We start from the raw sequence: 24106 nt of genomic DNA, 5'->3' as shown, positions 1-24106 counted from the left end.
ATGAACCGCAGCATGAACGCATCACGCCGCGCCTTCCTGAAGCGCGCTTCTGCACTCTCCGTCGCCGGCGTGGCAACGCCGTGGGCGCTGAACCTGGCCGCCATGGCCGAAGCCTCGGCCGCAACGGCCACCGATTACAAGGCCATCGTCTGCGTCTTCCTTTACGGCGGCAACGACTACGCCAACACGCTGGTGCCCTACGACGCGGCCAACTACAACGCCTACTTCAATCTGCGTCCCAAGCTGGCGTATGGCCGCGACGCGCTGGCGCCCACCGCGCTGCTGCCCGTCACTGCGCCGGTGGACTCCAGCGGTATCGCCCGGCAATACGCGCTGGCGCCTGAACTGGCCCCTCTGCTGCCGCTCTTCAACGCGGGCAAGATGGGCGTGCTGCTGAATGTGGGTACGCTGATCCAGCCAACCACCAAACAGCAATATCTGAGCAACGCCGTGCCGCTGCCGCCCAAACTGTTCTCGCACAACGACCAGCAATCCGTATGGCAGTCCTCCGCACCGGAAGGCGCCACGTCCGGCTGGGGCGGACGCATGGGCGATTTGTTCGAGTCCGGCAATGGCAACGCCACCTTTACTTGCGTGAACGTGTCCGGCAATGCGGTGTATTTGTCGGGACGTTCGGCGGTGCAGTACCAGGTCACGCCCAACGGTTCGGTCGCCTTTGCGGGCTTGCAAAAGCCGCTGTTCGGATCGACCGCCGCCAGCGCCGCCTTGCAAGCCCTGGTCACCCAGCAGCGCACGCACTTGATGGAGCAGGAATACACGCGCGTCGCCAAGCGCGCCATCGACGCCAACACGGTGCTCAGCGGCGCTCTGGCCGGTGGTCCTGCGATCAACACGCCTTTCCCGGCTGGGAACAGCCTGGCGGACCAGCTGAAAATGGTGGCGCGCATGATCTCCGTCGGCAGTTCGCTGGGCGCCAGGCGGCAGGTCTTCTTCGTCTCGCTGGGCGGCTTCGACAACCACGATGGCCTGAGCACCGTGCATCCGGGCTTGCTGGCGACAGTGGCGAATGCCATGTCTTCGTTCTACGCGGCGACGCAGGAACTGGGCGTGGCGGACAAAGTCACAGCCTTCACTGCCTCCGACTTCGGCCGTACGCTGACCGTGAACACCGACGGCTCCGACCATGGCTGGGGCAGCATGCACTTCGTGCTGGGCGGCGCCGTCCAGGGCCAGCGCTTCTACGGCACGGCGCCCATTGTCGCCAACAACGGCCCCGACGACGTCGGCCAGGGCCGCCTGCTGCCGACGACATCGGTCGACCAATACGCCGCCACGCTCGGCCGCTGGCTCGGCATCAGCGACAGCAACCTGCTCACCCTGCTGCCTAACCTGGCCAACTACAACGCCTCCGCCCGCACCCTCGGCTTCCTTTAATTCGGGGGCGTAATTCGGGGCAGGTCTGTCATTCGGACGCCCAAGCAGATTCTTTGCACCCGATCAAGGCGCTTCGGCAAATACCGAAGCGCCTGCAATTTGCGGTACGTCCTGACAGGAATCAACGCGCCGAGCCAGCGCCGCGCAACCGAGTCTCCAAATGACGGATCCGACCCAGAATTGTGAAAATAATCACATTTTTGCGGCTTCCTCGCGGCTTTCAAGTCTATTGCATGACGCGGAAAAAGATTTCGTCATGCGAAAGATTCCAGATTGAGTAAAATATAGGCCTTGTACGAGGAAGGCGGCCCACGCCTCACTCGCGGAACTCACATCTGATCGCATACGAGGGAATCAACATGGCAGCAGAAAATCCAAAAATCATCTATACCCTGACTGACGAGGCGCCGCTGCTGGCAACCTATTCCCTGCTCCCCATCATCAAGAAGTTCACGGCGCCGGCTGGCGTTGATGTCGTTTCCAGCGATATCTCGGTCGCAGCGCGTGTTCTGGGCGAGTTCTCGGAATACCTGACCGACGAACAAAAAGTACCGAACAATCTGGCCGCACTGGGCGCTCTGACCCTGCGTCCGGAAGCCAACATCATCAAGCTGCCGAACATCAGCGCCTCCGTGGCCCAGCTGAAGGCGGCCGTGCTCGAACTGCAAGGCCGCGGCTACAAGCTGCCGGACTATCCTGAGAATCCGAAGACCGACGAAGAAAAGGCCCTGAAGGCACGCTACGGCAAGTGCATCGGCTCCGCCGTGAATCCGGTCCTGCGCGAAGGTAACTCCGACCGCCGCGCGCCAAAGGCGGTGAAGGAATACGCACGCAAGCACCCGCACTCGATGGGCGAATGGAGCCAGGCTTCGCGCACCCACGTTTCGCACATGCACCACGGCGACTTCTACCACGGCGAAAAGTCCATGACCCTGGACAAAGCCCGTGAAGTGAAGATGGAACTGCTGACCGCTTCCGGCAAGACCATCGTGCTGAAGCCGAAGGTCGCGCTGCAGGCCGGCGAAATCATCGACTCCATGTTCATGTCCAAGAAGGCCCTGCTGGAGTTCTACGAAAAGCAGATCGACGACGCCTACAAGACCGGCGTGATGTTCTCGCTGCACGTGAAGGCGACCATGATGAAGGTGTCGCACCCGATCGTGTTCGGCCACTGCGTGCGCATCTTCTACAAGGAGGCATTCGCCAAGCACGCCAAGACCTTCGAGGAACTGGGCGTGAACGTGAACAACGGTATGGTCAATCTGTACGAAAAGATCGAGACCCTGCCAGCGTCGCAGAAGGAAGAGATCCTGAAGGACCTGCACGCATGCCACGCCAACCGTCCGGAACTGGCCATGGTCGATTCGGCCAAAGGCATCACCAACTTCCATTCGCCTAACGACATCATCGTTGACGCTTCCATGCCTGCCATGATCCGTATCGGCGGCAAGATGTGGGGCGCCGATGGCCGTCCGAAGGATGTCAAGGCCGTCATGCCTGAATCGACCTTCGCCCGTATCTACCAGGAGATGATCAACTTCTGCAAATGGCACGGCAACTTCGACCCGACCACTATGGGCACCGTGCCTAACGTGGGCCTGATGGCGCAGCAAGCCGAGGAATACGGTTCGCACGACAAGACTTTCGAAGTACCGGAAGCCGGCGTTGCCAACATCACCGACCTGGCCACCGGCGAAGTGCTGCTGACCCAGAACGTGGAAGAAGGCGATATCTGGCGTATGTGCCAGGTCAAGGACGCGCCGATCCGTGACTGGGTGAAGCTGGCCGTGACCCGCGCCCGCAATTCCGGCATGCCTGCCGTGTTCTGGCTGGACCCATACCGTCCACACGAAAACGAAGTGATCAAGAAGGTGCAGGTGTACCTGAAGGATCACGACACCAGCGGCCTGGATATCCAGATCATGTCGCAGGTGCGTGCAATGCGCTACACCCTGGAGCGCGTATCGCGCGGCCTGGACACCATCTCGGTGACCGGCAACATCCTGCGCGACTACCTGACCGACCTGTTCCCGATTCTGGAACTGGGCACCTCGGCCAAGATGCTGTCCATCGTTCCACTGATGGCCGGCGGCGGCATGTACGAAACCGGCGCCGGCGGTTCGGCTCCTAAGCACGTAAAGCAGCTGGTCGAAGAAAACCACCTGCGCTGGGATTCGCTGGGCGAGTTCCTGGCGATGGCGGTGTCGCTGGAAGACCTGGGCCTGAAGTTCGGCAACGAGAAAGCCAAAGTGCTGGCCAAGACCCTGGACGAAGCGACCGGCAAGCTGCTGGACAATAACAAGTCCCCATCGACCCGCACCGGTGAACTGGATAACCGCGGTTCCCACTTCTACCTGGCGCTGTACTGGGCACAAGCCCTGGCAGCTCAGAACGAAGATGCTGAACTGAAGGCGAAGTTCACGCCACTGGCGAAGACGCTGTCCGAAAACGAGACCAAGATCGTCGACGAACTGAACTCGGTACAGGGCAAGGAAATGGACATCGGCGGTTACTACTACCCTGATCCAGCCAAGACCGAAGCCGTGATGCGTCCAAGCGCAACCCTGAACGCAGCGCTGAATTCGATCTAAATTCATTCGCTGAAACGGCGGTGCACAGCAAATGTGCACCGCCGTTTTCTTTTTTCAAATCAAAGGCTTGGATCTCAGTGGCCGGCCTTGTTAACAGACTTGTCCACAAAACCTGTTAACAATTGCTTGCGCAGAAATGCGCGCGTGATGCCGCTGGTCTCGTCCAGTTTCGTATCCATGACAAAGTGCCCGCCATCGAGTATGTGCACTTCCGCGTTCGGGTTATCGCGGCGGAAGGCGTGGGCACCGGGCTCGATGAACGCAGGATCGTACTTGCCCCACACCACCAGCGTCGGCAGCTGCCGCTGACGCAGCCAGGCTTGCCACTGCGGATACGCCGCCAGATTATGCTGGTAGTCGTAAATCAGGTCGGCCTGAATGCGCACCTGGCCGGGGCGATTCAGATACGCCCATTCGTCCATCCACAAATCGGGGTTGTAGGCTTCCACGTCGGGATCGGTGCCGATGTGGCGTCCGCGTGTGACGGCGACCGATTGGTGCGCAGCGATCACTTCCTTCTCATGGGCCGCGCGGTCCGCCCAGAACGGCTTGCGCTTGGCCCACATGGTACCGAGACCTTCTTCATAGACGTTCCCGTTCTGGAAAACCAGCGCCTGCACAGCGTCAGGGCGCGCCATCGCCATGCGCATGCCAACCGGTGCGCCGTAATCCTGCATGAGCAGCACATAGCGGCGCGCACCCACTGCGTCGGTGAATTTCTGCATGAGCTTTGCCAGGTTATCGAAGGTATAGGCGAAAGTGTCCGGGTCCGGCGCATCGCTGTTGCCGAAGCCGGGATAGTCGGGGGCGACGAGGTGGTACTCGTCGCCCAGCTTGCGCAACAGGCCCTCGTACATGCGTGAGGAACTTGGTACGCCGTGGAGCAGGAGAACCGTGGGCTTGCTGGCATCACCGGCTTCGCGGTAAGCGATGGTGACGTCGTCTACCTTGACCGTACGATAGGCTACGGGGGCTGCGTGCGCGGCGCCGGCCAGCGCGAGAGCTGCTGCTGCAAGGGCTTTCATCAGGTTCTCCTGGTCAGGGGTATCAGAACGAAAATACGGTGTAGCCGTCCGCCGAGATCTGCGCGATGCTTGGCAGGCCGGAGGTACCGGGTACGCTGTTGTCGGTGATCAGATCGAAGCCCGCCTGCTCCACTTCTTCACGGGCGCCAAACACGTCGGCGCAGCCGCAGGAAACGCCAACCACTTTGTCTTCGACGGCTTTGTAAAGCGCGTGGATTGGGTGGGCGGAATTGGCCAGCACACCTGGCCAGCGCGTGCCGGTGCCCTGGAAGTAGATACCGACTTCGGTGCCTTTCTGCTTGAAGTCATAGGCGGCTGCCAGGCCGTTGAACATACGGCCCAGTGCTTCTTCGCCGGCTTTGGGATCGGACAGGATGATGATGGCTGCTTTCATGGTTTTCTCCAATTGGTTGCTGGTCAGGGTTGGTCAGGTCTTTCACCGCAAGCTGCAGCGGATGGAAGCCATTCTATTTATTGACCAGCCGGAGAAAAACTATGCAAAACTCAATTCATTATTTCGCTCAGCGAAATCAGCGCCTAATTCAGATGGGCATGCGCGCGCAGGTCAGCCACCAGCCGGTCGATAAAATTGCGCACTTTCGACGAACCATATTTGCTTTCGCGATGCAAAACGTGGACGGGCCACACCGCCTCCTCGTAATCGGCCAGCACAATTTGAAGGCGCCCGGCGGCCACGTCATCCGCAATCTGGTAGGACAGCAATCGGCAGATACCCAGGCCAGCCAGTACCGCATCGATCGCCGCATCATTGCTGGTCACCGTCAGACGCGGCTTCATGCGCACCATGGTCGGATCGTCCACCGCGCCGAATTTCCATTCCACCCGCGGCGATATGCCACTGGCGGCGATGATGGTATGGCGCAGCAGATCCGCCGGATGCTGCGGTACGCCGTTCTTCGCCAGGTACTCGGGCGAAGCGCACAGCACGCGCCGCACCTGCCCTACTTTCAACGCCTTCAGACTGGAATCCGGCAGATGGCCAATGCGCACGGCAACATCGATTCCCTCATCGACCAGGTTCACAATTCGGTCGAGAAAGTAGGCCGATACTTCCACCTCAGGGTAGTCCTTCAGAAAACCCAGAATGCAAGGCATGATGAATGACTTCCCGAACAGCACTGAGGAAGTGACGGACAGATTGCCCTTGGGCGCCGAATTCACGCCCGCCGCCGCCTCATTCGCTTCCGCGATACTGGCCAGGATGTTGCGCGTGTCATCCAGGTAGCGGCGGCCTGCTTCGGTCAGCCGCACATTGCGCGTGGTCCGCAGTAGCAGCTTCACGCCCAGTTGTTCTTCCAGGCTCGAAATGGCGCGCGTGACAGCGGCAGGGGATAAATCCAGCCGGCGCGCGGCAGCCGCGAAGCTCTCCTCGTCGCCGACGGCGGCAAATACGTTCATCAGGTGGATCTGATCCATTTATTTCTCCGTGCGAAATGCTGATTTGCGTTGAGCGCGTATTCTTGTTCGCCGCATTATTTCGCAAAATGCAGACTACAGCAATCATCACCAGGAGAATGCAATGTCTGACAATAGCAATTTCCACGCGGGCGAACGTGCAGTGCAGGAAAGCGCGGGCGAAGCGGCGATCGCGGACCGTAACATCGCCGTGCTGACAAATACCGTGATCGCCGGAGCCCGGCCGTTTATCGCCAAGCAGTTCATGGCCGTTTTCAGTAGCGTCGACCCAGCCGGCGCCGTATGGGCGTCCCTGGTGTTTGGAAAGCCCGGCTTCCTGCATACCGATACCGGCAGCACCATCGCGATCGACGTGCCGGAAAGAGAGCGTGACCTCGCCGATCCGCTGTGGGACAACATCGCAAAGCACAGCGATGTAGGCATGCTGTTCATCGAACTCGGTTCACGCCGCCGCTACCGCGTCAACGGCCGCGTACAGCGGCTCGATGCGCACGGCGCGGAAGTCGTGATCGCGGAAGCCTATCCGAACTGCCCGAAATACATCCAGCGCCGCCAGCTGCGCCAAATGGGCGATCCTCGCTTGCCGGTGCCTTCGGCGCATGGCAATGTCCTGCGCGGCACTGTGGAAAGCATCATTCGCAATGCCGACACCATCTTTGTCGCCAGCCGGCACGCCGAAGCCGGGGCGGATGCATCGCATCGCGGTGGCGCACCGGGCTTCATCAGGCAATTGAACGAAACCACGCTGCGCATTCCCGATTACGCCGGCAACAGCCTTTTCAACACCTTCGGCAACTTCAAAATCGATCCGCGTGCGGGACTGTGCATTCCCGATTTCGAACACGGCCAGCTGCTGCAGCTTACCGGCACGGTTTCCGTGCAGTGGGATCAGAACGATCCGGCCAACGAAACCGGCGGCACGGGGCGGTTCTGGGAATTCAAGGTGGAGCAATGGATTCTTCGCGACACGCCGCAGCAGCTGGCGTGGGAGTACCTGGACGCGTCCCCTTTCAATCCACCCGTACAGGCCTGACCATGAAATATCTCGTCACCGATATCGTCCGCCACGGTGCGGCCATCAAGGAATTTCAGCTGCGCCGCGCTGATGGCGAAGCACTCCAGCACTGGGACGCCGGAGCGCACATTGTCCTGCAATTCTCCAGTGCCGACGGCAGCGCTTTCGAACGGCACTATTCATTGATTGGCCAGCCGGGCCAATCCGATGCCTATCGCATCGCTGTACAGCGCGAGGAAAACGGCAAGGGTGGCTCAGTTTATCTGCATGAAGAAATTGCTCAGGGCAGCGAAATGGAAGTAAGCGGACCTTTCAACAGCTTCCCATTAGCTGCGCCCCGCGGACGGGTCTTGCTGATTGCGGGCGGTATCGGCATTACGCCAATGATCTCCATGGCCCACGCGCTGAGCCAACTCGGGAAGCCGTTCGAGTTGCATTATCTGGCGAAGAGCGAGGAGCGGCTGGTGCTGCTGCATGAACTGCGCGCCATCCGGCACGCTACGGTCGTCCCTCACTTGTCCCGAACCTCAGGACGACTCGACCTGGCCCAACTGATTGGCGCCTACAACACTGGGGACAGCTTCTATGCTTGCGGCCCAGCGGCAGTGCTGCAAGGCTTGGGCGAAGCGGCTGAACGCCAGGGCTGGCCGGGCGATGCACGGCACTTCGAAAGCTTCGGCGCGCGCACCCAACCAGACGATGAACCACTGACGGTCGAACTATCCCTGTCACAGATGACGGTGCAAGTTGCGCCGGGAACTTCCATTCTCGATGCACTTATCGCGGCTGACGTCTTCGTTTCCTATGACTGCAAGCGCGGCGAATGCGGCAACTGCTACGCACAGGTGCAGGAAGGGCAACCTCTTCACCGCGATGTTTGCCTGACACCGCAGATGCGCACCACCGGCATGTGCACATGCGTTTCCTGGGCACAGCCGGGGCGCGTCGTGCTGGAGCTCTGACGCCCTACTCTTTCTGCGGCGGCAGCGGTGCGAATTGATAGTCTTCACGCGCGTAGGGCTTGCCGCGCTTGACGGTCAGCGCCACGCTGCGCACATTGGCGATGTTCTGCAGTGGGTCCTGCTTCAGGAACACCATGTTCGCCAACTTGCCCGCTTCCAGCGTGCCGAATTCGGCTTGCTTGCCTAGGGCTTGCGCCGCATTGGCGGTGGCCGCGATGATGGCTTCGTTCGGCGTCAGGCCGCCATACTGCACCAGTCTTTCCAGCTCGCGGTCGATCACCGGATAGGGATCGTCGCGCTCGCCGTCGGTGTCCGTTCCTGCAATGATTTTCACGCCAGCCCGATGCGCGGCGCGCGTGATGTCGCCCGCCAGTTCGATTTGACAGTGCGGCCCCTTGCGCGTGTAGACGCTGAGCGTCGCATCGAGCAGCGAGCCTGATTTTGCAAGCGCCGTGATGTATTTGCTGATGCCGGGATCGGCCGCAGTCAGGCCTTCGTAGGACGGCTCGCCATCGTGGCCGTATTGCGCCTTGTCCGACTGGCGCACATAACGCGCGATCATGCATACGTGGGACACCGCGGTCGCGCCCAGCGAATCGTATGGCGATGCGGGATAGACCTGCTGGTGCGTCCACACAGGGAAGTGCTGGCGTCTGGCTTCTGCGATCAGCTTCCTCACCAGTGGTCCCGGCAGATTGGCGTAGATTTTCAGGCCTGTAGCGCCGGTGCCGCGCGCTTGCGCCACCGCCAGCGGAATGTCGGTGTGCTCGTCCACCGAGTATAGCCAGGGCACCTGGCCCGGCACCATGCCACGTGCCGCAGCCACCGTACGCGGGTCCTTGAAGAAGCTGGGGCCTGCGACCAGCGAGGCGTAAAAGATGTCCGGCGATGAAATGTCGTTCAGCAGCGCGGCACGCGACAGCGACGCCAGCTCGCGCGCATCGCCCGCCATATCGCGTACGCCGGTCACGCCGCCATAGATATCGCGCTTCAGCTCCGCCTCGGCATACGGCCGGTCCGGATCGGTGGCGTAGTGCACATGCGAATCGATCAGGCCCGGCATGGCGTACATGCCCTGCATATCGTGGACTTGTGCATCGCCCGCTGGCTTGACTTCAGCCACAGGCATAATGGACTTGATGCGCTCCCCTTCAACCACGATCGCCATATTTGCGCGTGGCGCGGCGGTGGTACCGTCGATCAGCGTGACGCCGCGGTAAATCACTTGCTTGTCTGCCGCGTGCGCGGCCGTTGCGGCACACAGCATTGCTGCTGCCGCCCAAATTGTTCTTCTCATCCCCAGACCTCGTTGGCAACACGCAGGAAATTCAGACCCAGTATCTTGTCAATGCGGCTTGCGCTGTGACCGCGCTGCGCGAGCAGGTCGGCCAGCTTGTGGAATTTGTCCGGCCCTTGCAGATCCGGCAGGAAGGGCACGATATCACCTCGTTCGCCCGGTGCGGAAATCCCCGCGGCGCGGCGCTGCTGCACCTCCTGTTCCAGCGCCTGCATATAGGCCGGCATATCGTCGATCGCACACACGCTGCCGTCCGTGCCGATGCCGACATGGTCCTCGCCGCAGACTTTGATCGCATGCTCGATATGCGCCACCAGATCCGCAGCCATCGGCTGGCGGCCAATGGCCAGGAAAGGCATGAAGTAAATGCCGACAAAGCCGCCCTTCTCCGCCACCAGCCGCAGTTCGCGATCACTCTTATTGCGCGGCAGATCGGCCAGCGCGCGGCAGCCGGTATGCGTGATGGCGATCGGCTGGCTGGACGCAGCCGCCGCGTCGAGGCAGATGCGTTCACCGCTGTGGCTCAGATCCACCAGCACACGGTTACGGTTCAGCGCCTGCACGAGATCTCGTCCAAGCGGTGTCAGGCCGCGATTGTCCGGCACCATGGAGCCGTCACCGAATTGATTGGGGCCGTTGTAGGTCAGCTGGATCACGCGCACGCCCGATTTGGCGAACGTGTCCACGCGGCCCATATCGCTGCCCATCATGGCCGCATTCTGGAAGCCAAGGATTACGCCGGCGCGGCCTTGCTCGTGCGCCCGGCGGATGTCGGCCGCGCGCAGCACAGGCAGCAGCGCTTCCGCGTGCTGGTTCACAAAGGCGTTCCAGGCCGCGACTTCACGCACGCTTTGCGCGTACGGATCATCCTTACCGAACACGAAGCCAATGGTCATGTTGAAGGCGCTCAGCCCCGAAGCACGCGCATCAGCCAGCGAGCGCGCATCGATGCCGATCACGTTCGGGTCATCGCGCTCCGCCTGCGGACGGTTGGGATTCTCGATGCCGCCCAGCGCATCGATGATGAGCGGACGGCGTGCCCGTGAATCGCGTGCGTCCGCAGGCTGTGCCAGTGCAGGTGCGAGCCCGCCAAGCGTCGCGGCCGATGCACCGAGTCCCAGCATGCCCGCCTGCTGCAGGAATTGACGGCGGCTACTCAACGCTTGCCCTTCTCTGCTGCCGGTGCGTAAGCCAGGCATTCAATTTCCAGTTCACCGCCCAGGGCCAGCGCGTTCACGCCAAACGCGCTGCGCGCCGGCAGGCGTCCCGGCTTGAAGTAGCCCACATAGATCTTATTGAAATCGCCCCACTTGCTCATATCCGCCATCATGACCGTGCACTTGACGACATCGTCCATGGAGAGATTCATGCCCTTCAACACGGCGGCGATATTGTCCATCGCCTTGCGCGACTGGGCTTCGAAGCCGCCGGGCACAAGTCCCTTGTCGTCCGTGCCCATCTGGCCGGACAAATGGATGTAATCGCCGGCCCGCACCGCCAGCGTGAACGGGCGCGTTGGCGGATTGCCCTCGTTGTAATACTCCAGCGGCGCCGCGCCCGCGACGCCTGGCAGTGCGAGCGCCATGGCGCCGAGCATCTTCTTGTAGTGCCTGCGTTTCATATTGTCTCCTCCAGTCGCGGTCGATTATAGGCAAGCTTGCATCGAATGAGTAAACAATTTGTTGAAGCAAGCCTTCCTGTTAGAATTCTTAAACATTTTGTTGAATCCAATGAAAACAAAAATCCAGATCGAACGCGAAGCCGTCATTAGTGCCCTGCACCAGGTTGTGCCCATGCTGGCCGCGATGGCCGGGCCGCATCTTGAGGTGGTGCTGCATGACGTCAGCCGCCCTGCCAACTCGGTGATCGCCATCGCCAACGGCCACATCTCGGGCCGCGGAATCGGCAGCTCTGTGCTGGAAGGTCCGCGCGAAGACCGCGGCTTTGCAGCAGCCACGCGCGTGGTGTCGTCCGAGGGGGCGGTACACAGCATTGTGGACGACTACGAGACCGTGACGGCATCGGGGCGCAAACTGAAATCGGCTTCCGCGATCTTCCGCGACGCCGACGGCATGCCCTTCGCTACGTTATGCCTGAACGCGGACATGTCAGCGTTTCAGGCCACCCACGCCTGGCTGACACAAATGCTGGCGCCATTGCAGCAAGCCGTCGCGGTGCCCTCGGCACCAGCTACGCCGCCAGGCGCGCAGCAACTGGATACGCTGATGCATGAAATTATCGGCAACGCCGTGCCGCCGGGAGAAATGAAGCGCGAGCAGAAGATCCAGGCCGTGCGCGAAATGCAGCGGCGCGGCCTGTTCATCGTCAAAGGCGGCGTGCAGCGCGCAGCAGTTGCGCTTCAAGTTTCGCGCTTCACGATCTACAACTACATGGAAGAACTTCGCCAGCGCGAGGAACGGCGTTAACTGCCGTTCAGACGCGCACCCTCTCTCTGGCCTCAAGGACACTGCGGAACGCTTCGGTGCTCTTCAAGACATCTTCCGTCCCCAGCTCATAACGCATTCCGTATTGCCGTTCCAGCCTGGCCAGCTTCTCTTTTACCAGGCCTCGCACTTCGGCCGCCGAACGCACCGCACGATGGCGCGCTTCGAGTATCAACTCCAGACGCTGCTCGACACCCGCGCCGAGGATGAAGTAGCGCAACAGACCCTCGCCAAGCAGGCCTCTGAACTTTTCGCTTTTGGCCAAATCCCACAGCCGGTCCGCAACTTCCTTGTCGGCATTGGCGCCGTTCATGGCGGCCAACAGGGCCTCGCGGTGGGATGCATGCAGCGCCTCCCAAAGCCTGATGTCCGCGCGGCAAAGATACTGATGCGCTGTATCGCCAAGCGCCTGCACGGGACCTACGAAGCGCTCAAAGGTCAACAAGCTGGCGTGGTCGGCGACAAGCCAGTGCCTGAACCAGTCCGGAAAACGCTGTTCGACATCGAGCGCTTGAAGGATCTCGACGCCGAGGTTCTCGCGCAAACCCAGTGCAATCGAAACTGCCCGATACACAATCGCCCGGTCGTAAGCATCCAGCGCTGCCCTGCGGCTCTGTTTCATATCATCGGCAGCAGAGAGGACTTGTTCACTTAACTTCCGGTTACCGACATGCCCCCAGTAATGTGCGCAGCGCAGAATGAACATGCTTTCACTCGCCCATACCGGTTCTCGCACAGTGCCGTCCATGCCTGCGCCGGCTGCATAAATGCTGAGGCCTGACGTCAGGCGAAGCTGGTTTTCCTCTACCCATGCGACCAAGTCCTGCCGGTTCACCCGCAAAACGCGGTTCTCGATGTGATCGACGCAAAACAATTTATACCAATGACTGAGCGGGTCGCTGTCTTTACCAAGCCGTTCATACAATTCAATCAGGCAGTTAATGCCCAGTTCAAGATCATCGCGCGAGCCATAGTATTTGTGCGCTACCAGCTTGCTGACGCAACGATGCGCCCGTGCACTGTCACGCACAAGTAAATCGACAAGGCGCAGCTCGTCTAAACAGATATCGACATACCCTGCGTCGTAGAGATATTGCTGAATGCTGACGTCCCGATCTAGCAGCTCGAAGAAAGGCTTAAGGCTAGCCGGGCGGGAAATGAGACAGCCCAACAGCAGCTTGAATGCATCACGGCCGAAGCTGATCACCAATTCGCCGAGCCTTGCGCCAAACGGCGTCAGATCACACTGTGCCAGATAATGCGCAGCAAAGTATTCATGGAAGGTCGGATGCGCAAACTCGATTCCCTGCTCGGCATTCAGAGGATCAGTGCTCGCCCTCACGAAAGGGAGCTCTTTAAGCTGATCGACAAAGTTTTCCTCCTCCAGCAACTCCTGGTCGATGCGTCCAATCGTTTTTCCAGCGCGCGTCAGGCTCTCAAAGCACAGGCGCTCAAATCGTTCGCGCCATGCGAGATCCTGCAATACAGCGCTGCCACCATGATCATCGCCGAAGCGGCTGTCGTACTTTGCCTGCGCCACGTCCGAGATGAGCGCCTCGAACAAGTCTGCCCTGGTGCGAATGATGGGCGAGTAACCGGTGCGCTCATCCGACAGCCTGCGGATATAAATGGACAATGCCATCGCCAGCAGCAGCGGGTTGGATTGTATGGCTTCCACGCTGACGTCCTGCGAGGCACCCTGGCCGCCGGTCCTGTTCAACCAGTCGAAGAAACTGGACGCCTTCAACGCTTCCGAATCCTTGTACTTCTTCAGCTGCTTCAGTATGTCCAGCCAGCTCTGGCAATAATCCCGAACATCCTGCAGATCGGGTGGCGCAAGCGACAGGACGGACGCGGGATCGGGTACGCAGCCCCTTCCAAATGTCTCTTCCCAATCGAAGGCCATCAGTTCATTATGGCCCGGTCTCGACGACAGTAACAGGTAGGTGAATTCGCTACCCATCTTCTTCAGCCAGCGGCCCAGCAAAGTCAGGTTCACCGCCTCGGAAGGCGCCAGCTGATCGTATCCGTCGACGTACAGGGAAATGCGAAAACGCGTGAACAGCGCCGCCAAACGGGATGTAGATAAGGAGGGCTCGTTGGCGCCTGTGCCAATCAGTTCCTCAATCACAGCGATATAGGCGCCATCATGCTCATCGTCTATGCTATCGGGCAGCGTACGCAGCTTGGCCGCGTCGCGCTGGAGATCGATGAATACCGGGAACCCCAGCCGATGCCCGGCGCCGCCGGCGCGCCACAATTGCTCGACATGCGAGTTGTACAGATACTCAATCAGCGTCGATTTTCCTGCGCCTGCTGGGCCGCGCATGATCCTGATGGTCGGCAGCTGCTCGCCCTCGCCCGGCCTGGCCCATGGCACGACAATCGACAGCTCGCGTACCACTTGCACATTGCGATAGGTGCCGCAGCGTAGCGGAATTGGCGAGATCAGGCTCGCCATTTTGCTGTCGCTAGATGGCGTAAGCTGAAACACGCCACACTGCCGCCCTTTGGCATTGACCGCCTCTCGCAGCAAACTTACCCAGCGATTTTGCGAAACCGGCCGATCGCGCCGGACTGCCGCAACATACTCCTGCAACACATAAGACCAGGGGTCCAGCACGAAACCGGGCTCCCATAGCTCCGATACGGTCTGCGTGTGTTCGAGCGAGCGTTTCCCCAGATCAGGCAGGTGAAGGTGCTTCAGCAGGCGGGGCACCAAGCAAGACGAGGCCAGTCGTTGCAGGGCCAGTTCATTTGGCGGCGCTGCAAGTTCGTTGGGGGCGGCGATAGTCAGCAGAATCGCTGCGGCGACACCACACTCCTGTACTGCCGTCTTGCCATCAGTGCCGGCGATGACATTGACGATTGTCAGGTCGCCGTGAACGAGCGAGTGATATCGCATCACGGACGTCCCGCTTGTTAAAGGCTGATATGGCCACTCGCGTTGGTAGCCATACTCCGGCGCTGCCAGATATTCGGCGACGGCCTGCTCATCCAGCCTCGCCGATTTCGAACCGACGATGATGACCTTGTCCGGTGGATGCGCCGCGCCTTTCGTAATGTTATCGAGCGATTTGAATGCGAGGACAAATTTGTCGAACGGCGATGCGCTGGTCCATTTACATTCGGCGATGAGATGGGTTCTTGTGGAACGGGCTGTGAAGACGAAATCGGGCCGCTGTCTGTCAATCTGAACCTCGGACCGCAGCTCGCAGTCGCCATCCTTCAGCGGTGCGCCGTGGCTGCGCTCAAAGTGCGCGCGGTAACCAATACAGGCGACCAGCCCCAGCGCCCACTGTTGAAACGCCAACCCCATCGAAGCGTGTACCGATGCCATAACAGCTCCTCCAAAGAGTAAGCAACTGTCTGGTTTCCATTACTCGATCGGCGTGAAGCGCTGGACAATCACTCCGTCTACTTCAATCTTCTCGAAAAATACATCACGAGGGCGGCACCAGATCGAGCCGTTGGCCGCGCGGTACACGATCAGCGGCGTATGGTCGGCCTCCATCGTGGCCTCGCATACCAGTTCGTATATGCCGCCTTTGTAGTGTCGATATTTCATGGGTGCTTTCTCTATTTGATCCGCTGCTTTTCCAGCTTGCGCGCCAGCGTGCGGCGGTGCATGCCGAGGCGGCGGGCGGCTTCGGAGATGTTGAAGTCTGTCTCGGCCAGCACGGCATGGATGTGCTCCCACTCCAGCGTCTTGACGGACGTGGTGCGGTTGGTGACTTCGACGTCGGTGGCGCCGGCCACGTGGTTGAAGGCCGCTTCGATATCGTCGGTGTTGGACGGTTTGGCGAGGTACTGGCGGGCGCCCAGCTTGATCGCTTCCACCGCCGTGTTAATGCTGGCGAAGCCGGTTAGCACCACGATCTGCATCTCCGGATCGTGCGCGTGCAGCACCTGCACGCAAGCCAGGCCCGAAGAATTGCCCTTCAGTTTCAGGTCCACCACGGCATAGCCCGGATCGTGGTCGGCCAGCACGGCGCTCGCTTCGTCCACATTTTCAGCCAGCAGCACTTTGTAGCCGCGGCGCTCGAACGAACGGCCCAGCGTGCGGGCAAATGCCGCGTCGTCTTCCACAATCAGCAGGACGCGTTCTTCTTCCATCGTCATTCGTATTCCTCAGGTAAAGCAATGGCGGACATCGGCAGCGTCAGGCGCACACTCGCGCCGCCTTCGGCACGATTGCTGGCCGTGACCGCGCCACCCAGCATGCGCGCCACATTCACGACCAGGAACAGGCCCAGTCCCCTGCCCGGCTGTCCTTTGCTGGACTGGTAAGGCTTGCCGAACTGCGCCAGCATCTCGGACGAGAAACCGGGTCCGGCGTCCGTCACCAAAAGCTCCAGCATATCGCCATTAATGCCGGCTTGCATGCGCAGCCACTCCGGCGAGGCTTCCAGGGCGTTGTCGAGCACATTGCAGATCATCTGCTGCAAGGTCGAGTCGGACACCACACCCACGTCGCGCGAAATATGGTTCACGAATTCGAAGGACGCCACGGGCCGGCTGCCGCGCCACTCTTCCACCAGTTCGGACAGGAAAGTATTGATGGTGGTCGGTTCCGACGATTCGCCGCGCGCCTCGCCCGCCGACAGCAGAATGCCGCTGACAATGGATTTGCAGCGCTGGAGCTGGGTCTGCATTTCCGCGATTTCTTCCAGAAGTTCGGGATTGCCTTTGAATTCGGGCATGCGCCGCCAGTCGCCCAGAATCACGGCCAGCGTCGCCAGCGGCGTCCCCAGTTCGTGCGCTGCGCCGGACGCCAGCAGGCCCATACGGACAATGTGCTCTTCCTCAGCCGCGCGCTGGCGCAAGTCGGCCAGCTTGGCGGCGCCGGCGCGCGAGTTCTCCATGATGCGGCTGGTGAAGAACACCAGCAGCGCCGCGTCCAGCACGAAGCACAGCAGCATGCCCTGCACGTACAGGCTGAAAATGCCGCGTCCATGATCGAGCGGCAGCGCCAGAGGTTTGGAGAACACTGCCAGACCAGCCAGGCAGGCCGCAGTGACACCGACGACCAGCCAGGTCGATCCTTTATCCAGCAGCACAACACCCAGGATCACCTGCAGCAGATAAAGGAAAACAAAGGGATTGGTGGTGCCGCCGCTTTGATACAGCTGCAAGGTGAGACTGGCCACATCGACCAGCAGCGCCAGCAGCAACTCGCGGTTGGACACCGCCATCTGTTCCTGCCAGCGCAGGGTACTCGCGATATTGAAGGCGGCCAGGCAAACCAGCACGCTAAGCATGGCGGGCAGCGGCAGTTGGATGCCGAAGCCCAGGGTGGCGACGGCGATGGTGATCACCTGCCCGAAAACGGCGAGCCAGCGCAGCTGGATCAGCTGCTGCATATTCTTGTGGCCCGCCGCGTGCGTGACAGCCTGGCTGTCATTGGCACTTACCATGTGCACCTTTCAGTTTGTCTCAACGTTCTCGCCGAACGATCCAGTAACAAGCCCAGGCCACCATCAGCGCCAGGACATACCAGGTGAGAGCATAAACCAAATGGTTGTTGTGGAAGGAAACCACGGTCAAGCCACCGATTGGCGCGTCGGCCGCCGCACCCGGTGTGGCGTCGGCGTCGACAAAGTACGGCGCCACATTCGACAACTGGCGCGACGCCGCGATCGCCTTCACGTCGCGCGAATACCAGCGGTCGGCCGCCGGGTCGTTATCGCGCAGCACGCCGCCATTCGGTTCGCTGATGCGCAACAGGCCAGTCACGCTGGCCGCCGCGCCTTGCGCGCGGGCTTGCGCACAATCGGCGGGTGCAGCGTGCGCCGCGGCGCCCGGCGCACCGCCGGCCACGAAGCCACGGTTGACCAGCACCACGCTGCCATCTTCGCGGCACATCGGCGTCAGCAGCCAGAAGCCGCTGCCCAGTTCCGTCGATGCCTGCACACGGGCCGTCGCGTCCAGAGCATAAACGCCGCTGAGGCGCACGTGACGGTATTCGTCCCGCTCGGCGCTGACCTGCGGCCAGTCCGCCACGGCGGGCGCATCGACAGGTGCTGCATGCACGCGCTCATTCACGCGTTCGATAAGAGCCAATTTCCACTGCAGGCGCTGCACTTGCCACGTTCCTAAAGCGAAAAAGCCTGCAAAAAGCAGGCTTCCAATCACCAGGAGGACTAAGCGCAGGCCAGCAGAACGGCGCCTTGGCGCCGCCAGATCTGCTGAACCTTGCTGTCTCATCGTCATGGCATGTCGTGAGCCATACCGGACGTCATGCCCGGCATCATATTGTGGTTCATATGATACATGACCCAGATCGAGCCACTCAGCATGATCACCACGATCATGACCGTGAAGATCGTCGCCAGCATATTCCAGCCGCCTTCCGACTTGGTGTTCATGTGCAGGAAGTAAACCATATGCACCACGATCTGCACTGCGGCCAGACCGAGCAGCACGAAGCCGGTGGTGCTGGACTTGTCGAACACCTTGCCCATCACCAGCCAGAACGGAATGGCGGTCAGGATAACGGCCAGGATAAAGCCGGTGACATAGCTCTTGACGCTGCCGTGATCGTGATCATCGTGACCGTGATGGCCGTGGCCATGGTCGTCGTCGTGGTCGTGATTGTGGTCGCTCATGGCAGGACTCCCATCAGGTAGACAAAGGTGAAGACGCCGATCCAGACCACGTCCAGGAAGTGCCAGAACATCGACAGGCACATCAGGCGGCGGCCGTTTTCAGGGGTCAGGCCATGTTTCTTCAGCTGGAACAGCAGCGTGATCAGCCACACGATACCGAAGGTCACGTGCAGGCCGTGGGTGCCGACCAGGGCGAAGAACGAGGTCAGGAAGCCGCTGCGCTGCGGACCGTTGCCTTCGTGGATCAGGTGTACGAACTCATACAGCTCGAAGTAGATGAAGCCCGCGCCCAGCAGGCCGGTGATGGCCAGCCAGATCATGGTCGGCTTCAGCTTCTTCTTTTGCATCTCCAGCATGGCGAAGCCATAGGTGATGGACGACAGCAGCAGCAGCGAGGTGTTCACTGCCACCAGCGGCAGGTCGAACAGTTCCGCGCCGGACTCGCCGCCGGCGTAGTTGCGGCCCAGGACCGCGTAGGTCGCGAACAGGCAGGCGAAGATGAGGCAGTCGCTCATCAGGTAAATCCAGAAGCCCAGCAGGGTGCCGTTCTCCGGATGGTGCTCGTGCACGAAATAGCGCGAGCTGTCAGCAGTAGCGTTATGGTTACTCATGTCTTTACGCGTGGCTTTCCAACAGACGGGTGCGCGCATCTTCGGTACGAACAACTTCTTCCACCGGAATGTAGTAGTCGCGCTTGTAGTTAAAGGTGTGGGTGATGATCGCAGCCATCAGGACAACGAAGCCCACCACGGCCGGCAGCCACATTTGCCAGATCAGCGCGAAGCCGATCGCGAAGCTGATGGCCGAGATAATGAAGCCGGCGCCAGTATTCTTCGGCATGTGGATGGACACGAAGTCTTTCAGCGGACGCTCATAACCATTCTTCTTCATATCGGCCCAGGTGTCGTTGTCATGCACACGTGGAGTGAATGCGAAGTTGTAGTCCGGCGGTGGCGAGGAAGTCGACCACTCCAGGGTACGGCCGCCCCACGGGTCGCCGGTGACGTCGCGCAGCTTGTCGCGGCGCAGGAAGCTGACCACGAACTGCATGATCATCGCACCGATACCGATAGCGATCAGGCCGGCGCCGATAGCGGCGATAACGAACCAGATGCGCAGCGAAGGATCTTCGAAGTGGCTCATACGGCGGGTCACGCCCATCAGGCCCAGCACATACAGCGGCATGAAGGCTGCGTAGAAGCCGATCACCCAGCACCAGAAGGACACTTTGCCCCAGAACTCGTCCAGCTTGAAGCCGAAGGCTTTCGGGAACCAGTAATTGATGCCGGCGAACAGGCCGAACAGCACGCCACCGATGATCACGTTGTGGAAGTGCGCGATCAGGAACAGCGAGTTATGCAGCACGAAGTCCGCAGGAGGAACCGCCAGCAGCACGCCGGTCATACCGCCGATCACGAAGGTGATCATGAAGGCGATGGTCCACATCATTGGCAGCTCGAAGCGGATACGGCCGCGGTACATGGTGAACAGCCAGTTGAAGATCTTGGCGCCGGTCGGGATCGAGATGATCATCGTGGTGATGCCGAAGAACGAGTTCACGCTGGCGCCGGAGCCCATGGTGAAGAAGTGGTGCAGCCACACCAGGTAGGACAGCAGGGTGATCACGACGGTTGCATACACCATGGAGGTGTAGCCGAACAGGCGCTTGCCGCAGAACGTGGACACCACTTCCGAGAAAATACCGAAGGCCGGCAGTACCAGGATGTAGACCTCAGGGTGGCCCCAGATCCAGATCAGGTTCACGTACACCATGGCGTTGCCGCCCAGGTCATTGGTGAAGAAGTTGGTGCCGAACATGCGGTCCAGGGACAGCATGGCCAGCACGGCGGTCAGCACCGGGAAGGCAGCAACGATCAGCACGTTGGTGCACAGGGAAGTCCAGGTGAACACTGGCATCTTCATCATCGACATGCCAGGCGCACGCATCTTGACGATGGTCACCACAAGGTTAATACCGGATAGCAGTGTTCCCACGCCGGCAATCTGTAATGACCAGATATAGTAGTCGACACCCACATCCGGGCTGGCCAGGATGCCGGACAGCGGCGGATACGCCAGCCAGCCGGTACGGGCGAATTCACCCACGAACAGGGAAGCCATGGTCAGCATGCCGCCGAACACGGACATCCAGAACGAGAAGTTGTTCAGGAACGGGAATGCCACGTCGCGCGCGCCGATCTGCAGCGGCACCACGTAGTTCATCAGGCCCGTCACCAGCGGCATCGCGACGAAGAAGATCATGATCACGCCGTGGGCGGTGAAGATCTGGTCGTAGTGGTGCGGTGGCAGGAAGCCATGGGCGTCGCCGAAGGACAGCGCCTGCTGGGCGCGCATCATCACCGCGTCGGCAAAGCCGCGCAGCAGCATGATCAGGCCGAAGATCATGTACATGATGCCGATCTTCTTGTGGTCGATACTGGTGATCCAGTCGCGCCACAGGGTGCCCCACAGCTGATACTTGGTGATCAGGCCGAGGACGGCCGCGCCGCCCAGGGCAACGGCGATAAAGGTAACCAGGAGGATAGGTTCATGGAACGGAATCGCTTCCCAGCTCAGCCGTCCGAAGATCAGCTGTGAAAGAGTCATATGGTCTTGCATGATTAATTCTTCTTCGCTTCAGGGGTGATGCACACTTCGCCGTTCGAAGCCACGGTCATGCGCTTTTCGCTGCGTGCGGCGGCCAGTTCGGCGGTCGAGGCGCCGCGGGCGCGGGCTGCGTCTTCGGCCATCATGTCCTTGATGCAGGTGGCGTTGCGGTCCACGCATCGGTTGACGATGGCGTCGTACAGGTCCGCATCGACGGAGGCGTAGTGGCGTACCGGCTCTTTGATGCTTGGCTTTTCCAGCACGGTGTAGTTGGCACGGTCCAGCTTATCGCCGCTGGCCTTGTTGTCCTGCACCCACTTGTCAAAGTCCGCCTGGGTCATGCCGTGGAACTTGAAGCGCATGTCGGAGAAACCGGCGCCGCTGTAGTTCGACGAGAAGCCTTCGTATTCGCCCGGCTTGTTGATCACTGCGTTCAGCTGGGTTTCCATACCCGCCATGGCGTAGATCTGGCCAGCCAGTGCAGGAATATAGAAAGCGTTCATCACGGTGGACGAGGTGATCTTGAAGCGCACCGGCACGTCCACAGGTGCGGCCAGCTCGTTCACGGTCGCAATGCCCTGGTCCGGATAAATGAAGAGCCATTTCCAGTCCAGCGCCACCACTTGCACTTCCAGCGGCTTGACCGAAGTCGACACGGCGCGCTGCGCATCAATGCGCTGCAGAGGGCGGTATGGGTCCAGGGTGTGGGTGCTAATCCAGGTCAGCAGGCCCAGCACGATGATGATCAGCAGAGGCGCGCCCCAGATGATCAGTTCCAGACGGGTCGAGTGATCCCAATCCGGCTCATATTTGGCGGTTTTGTTACTCTGACGATAACGCCAGGCGAACAAAATGGTCAGGGCGATAACAGGAACGATGATCAGCAGCATCAGCAGCGTGGACACCGTAACCAGGTGACTTTGCTGCGCCGCGACATCTCCAGACGGGTTCATCACCACGGTATTGCAGCCCGCAAGCGCAATCAGTGGTGTAGCGAACAGTCCACGACGAACGAGTGAAGATAACATGCGATAAAGGCTATGTAGATTGAGAGAAACATCGCACTGTAACTCTCCCGCCTTCATTTGGACATTGGACACTTTGTCCTCCCTGTCGCGCTGCACCAATCATTCGTTGAGAAAAAAGTAAGGTTTACGCGCGATAAAGGACTGTACAGAGCGAGCAAAACCTGCCAATGTAGTTCCAACGTCTCGTTTTGGACATTGGACACTTTGTCCTACCCCGTGTCCAAGGCCAGGACTGGACGTGAAGACAAAGATATAACTAAGAAGTGAGACAAAGATATGGCCAGCATGCATACGACCCATGGCGGCGATGTGCCGCACGACTTCCCGCAACGCGACAGCGCAGACGATGCGCGCCGTCTCAATACAGATAACAACCCGATTTCCCCAGGAGACATAGCGGTAGGCGTTGTGATCGGACGCGCGTCCGAATATTTCGATTTCTTCGTGTATGCCATAGCCTCGGTACTGGTATTCCCTTCGCTATTCTTCCCGTTTGAAGGACGGCTTGAAGGAACCCTGTACTCCTTCATCATTTTCTCGTTTGCCTTTATTGCACGTCCGATCGGCACCGTGCTGTCGATGGCCATCCAGCGCCGCTTCGGGCGCGAAGTCAAACTGACCATTGCCCTCTTCCTGCTGGGATCGACCACCGCCGGTATTGCCTTCCTGCCGCCGTATTCCGATTGGGGCTTCAATGCCGTGATCATTCTGGCTCTGCTGCGTATTGGCCAGGGCCTGGCGCTGGGCGGCTCCTGGGACGGCCTGCCGTCGCTGCTGGCCCTGAACGCGCCGGAAAACAAGCGCGGATGGTACGCGATGCTGGGCCAATTGGGCGCACCGGTGGGCTTCGTGATTGCCGCCGGCGTGTTCTGGTATCTGATCTCCACGCTGGACAATCTGGACTTCATGGACTGGGGCTGGCGCTATCCCTTCTACGTGGCTTTCGCCATCAACGTGGTCGCGCTGTTTGCCCGCCTGCGCCTGATTTCCACCAATGAATATTCGCACCTGCTGGAAGAACGCGAACTGCAGCCGATCAGCGTCAGCGAAATGACCCACTCGCAAGGCCGCAACGTGGTGATCGGCGCACTGGCTGCGCTGGCCAGCTATGCACTGTTCCACCTGGTGACGGTGTTCCCACTGTCCTGGATTAACCTGTATTCGCCGCGCACGGTAACGGGCTTCCTGATGACCGAGATGGAAGGCGTTTGCCTGATGGCGATTGGCGTCGTGGCCTCCGGCTTCATCGCCGACCGTTTCGGCCGCCGCAATACCCTGGGCACGCTGGCTGGTCTGATCGCCATCTTCAGCTTCTTCCTGCCGGCGCTGTTCAATGGCGGTGAAGCAGGACAGGACGCCTTCATCCTGATCGGCTTCACCCTGCTGGGTCTGTCCTACGGCCAGGCCGCCGGTGCGGTGACGGCCAATTTCCCTGCCCGCTTCCGCTACACCGGCGCCGCGCTGACGTCGGATCTGGCCTGGCTGGTCGGCGCCGGTTTCGCGCCCCTGGTCGCGCTGGGCGTGTCGGCCAAGTTCGGTCTGGCTTATGTCGGTCTCTACCTGCTGTCCGGCGCAGTCTGCTCCATGGCGGCACTGAGCCTGAACCGGGCCCTGGACATCAAGAACTGATCGCCAACCCGCTCCACGCAAAAGCCCGCAATCGCGGGCTTTTTGCTTTATAGGCGCTGGCTATGATG

General features: G+C 60.4%; 21 protein-coding genes. 6 read left to right on the top strand and 15 right to left on the bottom strand.

All coding sequences use genetic code 11. The features are described from left to right. Both AB4Z19_RS02210 and AB4Z19_RS02205 read left to right on the top strand, forming a co-directional pair. The gene (locus AB4Z19_RS02210) at positions 1–1395 is read left to right on the top strand and encodes a DUF1501 domain-containing protein (protein WP_442024250.1); all 1395 of its coding nucleotides are present in this window, start codon (positions 1–3) and stop codon (positions 1393–1395) included. A gap of 359 nt (positions 1396–1754) precedes the next feature. Continuing rightward, positions 1755–3986: an NADP-dependent isocitrate dehydrogenase gene (locus AB4Z19_RS02205; protein WP_442034095.1), complete on the top strand. Its 2232-nt coding sequence runs from the start codon at positions 1755–1757 to the stop codon at positions 3984–3986. A 74-nt stretch (positions 3987–4060) separates the two neighbouring features. Here the strand turns inward: AB4Z19_RS02205 and AB4Z19_RS02200 are convergent, their stop codons facing one another. From AB4Z19_RS02200 to AB4Z19_RS02190, 3 genes are all read right to left on the bottom strand, one after another. Beyond that, positions 4061–5011 (bottom strand): alpha/beta fold hydrolase, encoded by a 951-nt coding sequence (locus tag AB4Z19_RS02200; RefSeq protein WP_442024254.1) that lies wholly within the window; start codon positions 5009–5011, stop codon positions 4061–4063. Positions 5012–5033: 22 nt separating this feature from the next. Further along, on the bottom strand, positions 5034–5405 hold the full coding sequence (locus AB4Z19_RS02195) for a DsrE family protein (protein WP_442024256.1): 372 nt from the start codon (positions 5403–5405) through the stop codon (positions 5034–5036). 143 nt (positions 5406–5548) lie between these two features. Beyond that, positions 5549–6448 carry a LysR family transcriptional regulator gene (locus AB4Z19_RS02190; protein ID WP_442024258.1) on the bottom strand — a complete coding sequence of 300 codons (900 nt, stop codon included), beginning with the start codon at positions 6446–6448 and terminating at the stop codon, positions 5549–5551. 103 nt (positions 6449–6551) lie between these two features. On the opposite strand from AB4Z19_RS02190, the gene AB4Z19_RS02185 reads away from it, so the two are divergent. After that, positions 6552–7481, top strand: coding sequence for a pyridoxamine 5'-phosphate oxidase family protein (locus tag AB4Z19_RS02185; protein ID WP_442024260.1), 930 nt, complete (start codon positions 6552–6554; stop codon positions 7479–7481). 2 nt (positions 7482–7483) lie between these two features. Continuing rightward, positions 7484–8425 (top strand): PDR/VanB family oxidoreductase, encoded by a 942-nt coding sequence (locus AB4Z19_RS02180; protein ID WP_442024262.1) that lies wholly within the window; start codon positions 7484–7486, stop codon positions 8423–8425. Positions 8426–8429: 4 nt separating this feature from the next. Here the strand turns inward: AB4Z19_RS02180 and AB4Z19_RS02175 are convergent, their stop codons facing one another. From AB4Z19_RS02175 to AB4Z19_RS02165, 3 genes are read right to left on the bottom strand one after another with little or no spacing between them, the layout of a single operon-like run. Next, entirely contained in the window at positions 8430–9722 is a 1293-nt protein-coding gene (locus tag AB4Z19_RS02175; protein ID WP_442024264.1) for an amidohydrolase family protein, read from the bottom strand. Further along, on the bottom strand, positions 9719–10882 hold the full coding sequence (locus tag AB4Z19_RS02170; protein ID WP_442024266.1) for a dipeptidase: 1164 nt from the start codon (positions 10880–10882) through the stop codon (positions 9719–9721). Before AB4Z19_RS02170 ends, AB4Z19_RS02175 begins: the two co-directional genes overlap by 4 nt. Next, a complete protein-coding gene (locus tag AB4Z19_RS02165) occupies positions 10879–11343 on the bottom strand; it encodes a RidA family protein (RefSeq protein ID WP_442034093.1) in 465 nt (154 codons plus the stop codon). The genes AB4Z19_RS02170 and AB4Z19_RS02165 overlap by 4 nt, the downstream gene beginning before the upstream one ends. A 109-nt stretch (positions 11344–11452) precedes the next feature. On the opposite strand from AB4Z19_RS02165, the gene AB4Z19_RS02160 reads away from it, so the two are divergent. Then, a complete protein-coding gene (locus AB4Z19_RS02160) occupies positions 11453–12148 on the top strand; it encodes a helix-turn-helix transcriptional regulator (protein WP_442028347.1) in 696 nt (231 codons plus the stop codon). A 7-nt stretch (positions 12149–12155) separates the two neighbouring features. On the opposite strand, the gene AB4Z19_RS02155 is transcribed toward AB4Z19_RS02160, so the two are convergent. Genes AB4Z19_RS02155 through cyoA form a run of 9 tightly spaced genes read right to left on the bottom strand, consistent with a single transcriptional unit; the run spans position 12156 to position 22409 of the window. Next, positions 12156–15506, bottom strand: coding sequence for an NACHT domain-containing protein (locus tag AB4Z19_RS02155; RefSeq protein ID WP_442034091.1), 3351 nt, complete (start codon positions 15504–15506; stop codon positions 12156–12158). A 39-nt stretch (positions 15507–15545) separates the two neighbouring features. Further along, positions 15546–15734: a DUF1653 domain-containing protein gene (locus AB4Z19_RS02150; RefSeq protein ID WP_442029217.1), complete on the bottom strand. Its 189-nt coding sequence runs from the start codon at positions 15732–15734 to the stop codon at positions 15546–15548. 11 nt (positions 15735–15745) lie between these two features. Next, complete coding sequence (locus AB4Z19_RS02145) at positions 15746–16282, bottom strand: response regulator transcription factor (RefSeq protein WP_442029219.1); 537 nt, start codon at positions 16280–16282, stop codon at positions 15746–15748. Positions 16283–16284: 2 nt separating this feature from the next. Next, positions 16285–17583, bottom strand: coding sequence for an ATP-binding protein (locus AB4Z19_RS02140; protein WP_442029216.1), 1299 nt, complete (start codon positions 17581–17583; stop codon positions 16285–16287). A 19-nt stretch (positions 17584–17602) separates the two neighbouring features. Continuing rightward, positions 17603–18373 (bottom strand): SURF1 family protein, encoded by a 771-nt coding sequence (locus tag AB4Z19_RS02135; RefSeq protein ID WP_442034443.1) that lies wholly within the window; start codon positions 18371–18373, stop codon positions 17603–17605. 2 nt (positions 18374–18375) lie between these two features. Then, positions 18376–18774 (bottom strand): cytochrome o ubiquinol oxidase subunit IV, encoded by a 399-nt coding sequence (cyoD, locus tag AB4Z19_RS02130; protein ID WP_442030204.1) that lies wholly within the window; start codon positions 18772–18774, stop codon positions 18376–18378. Then, entirely contained in the window at positions 18771–19385 is a 615-nt protein-coding gene (cyoC, locus tag AB4Z19_RS02125) for a cytochrome o ubiquinol oxidase subunit III (protein WP_442030206.1), read from the bottom strand. The genes cyoD and cyoC overlap by 4 nt, the downstream gene beginning before the upstream one ends. Before the next feature lie 4 nt (positions 19386–19389). After that, entirely contained in the window at positions 19390–21393 is a 2004-nt protein-coding gene (cyoB, locus tag AB4Z19_RS02120; RefSeq protein ID WP_442034089.1) for a cytochrome o ubiquinol oxidase subunit I, read from the bottom strand. 2 nt (positions 21394–21395) lie between these two features. Beyond that, the gene (gene cyoA, locus AB4Z19_RS02115; protein WP_442029747.1) at positions 21396–22409 is read right to left on the bottom strand and encodes a ubiquinol oxidase subunit II; all 1014 of its coding nucleotides are present in this window, start codon (positions 22407–22409) and stop codon (positions 21396–21398) included. Between the two features lie 276 nt (positions 22410–22685). Between cyoA and AB4Z19_RS02110 the strand changes: the two genes are divergently transcribed. Further along, complete coding sequence (locus AB4Z19_RS02110) at positions 22686–24038, top strand: MFS transporter (RefSeq protein ID WP_442034087.1); 1353 nt, start codon at positions 22686–22688, stop codon at positions 24036–24038. The last annotated feature ends 68 nt before the right edge of the window (positions 24039–24106 follow it).

This window comes from Pseudoduganella sp. RAF19 (genome assembly GCF_052114165.1).
GTDB lineage: Bacteria > Pseudomonadota > Gammaproteobacteria > Burkholderiales > Burkholderiaceae_D > Rugamonas.
The sequence above is the reverse complement of the archived record's forward strand: the minus strand, read 5'-3'. Positions and strand labels throughout refer to the sequence as shown.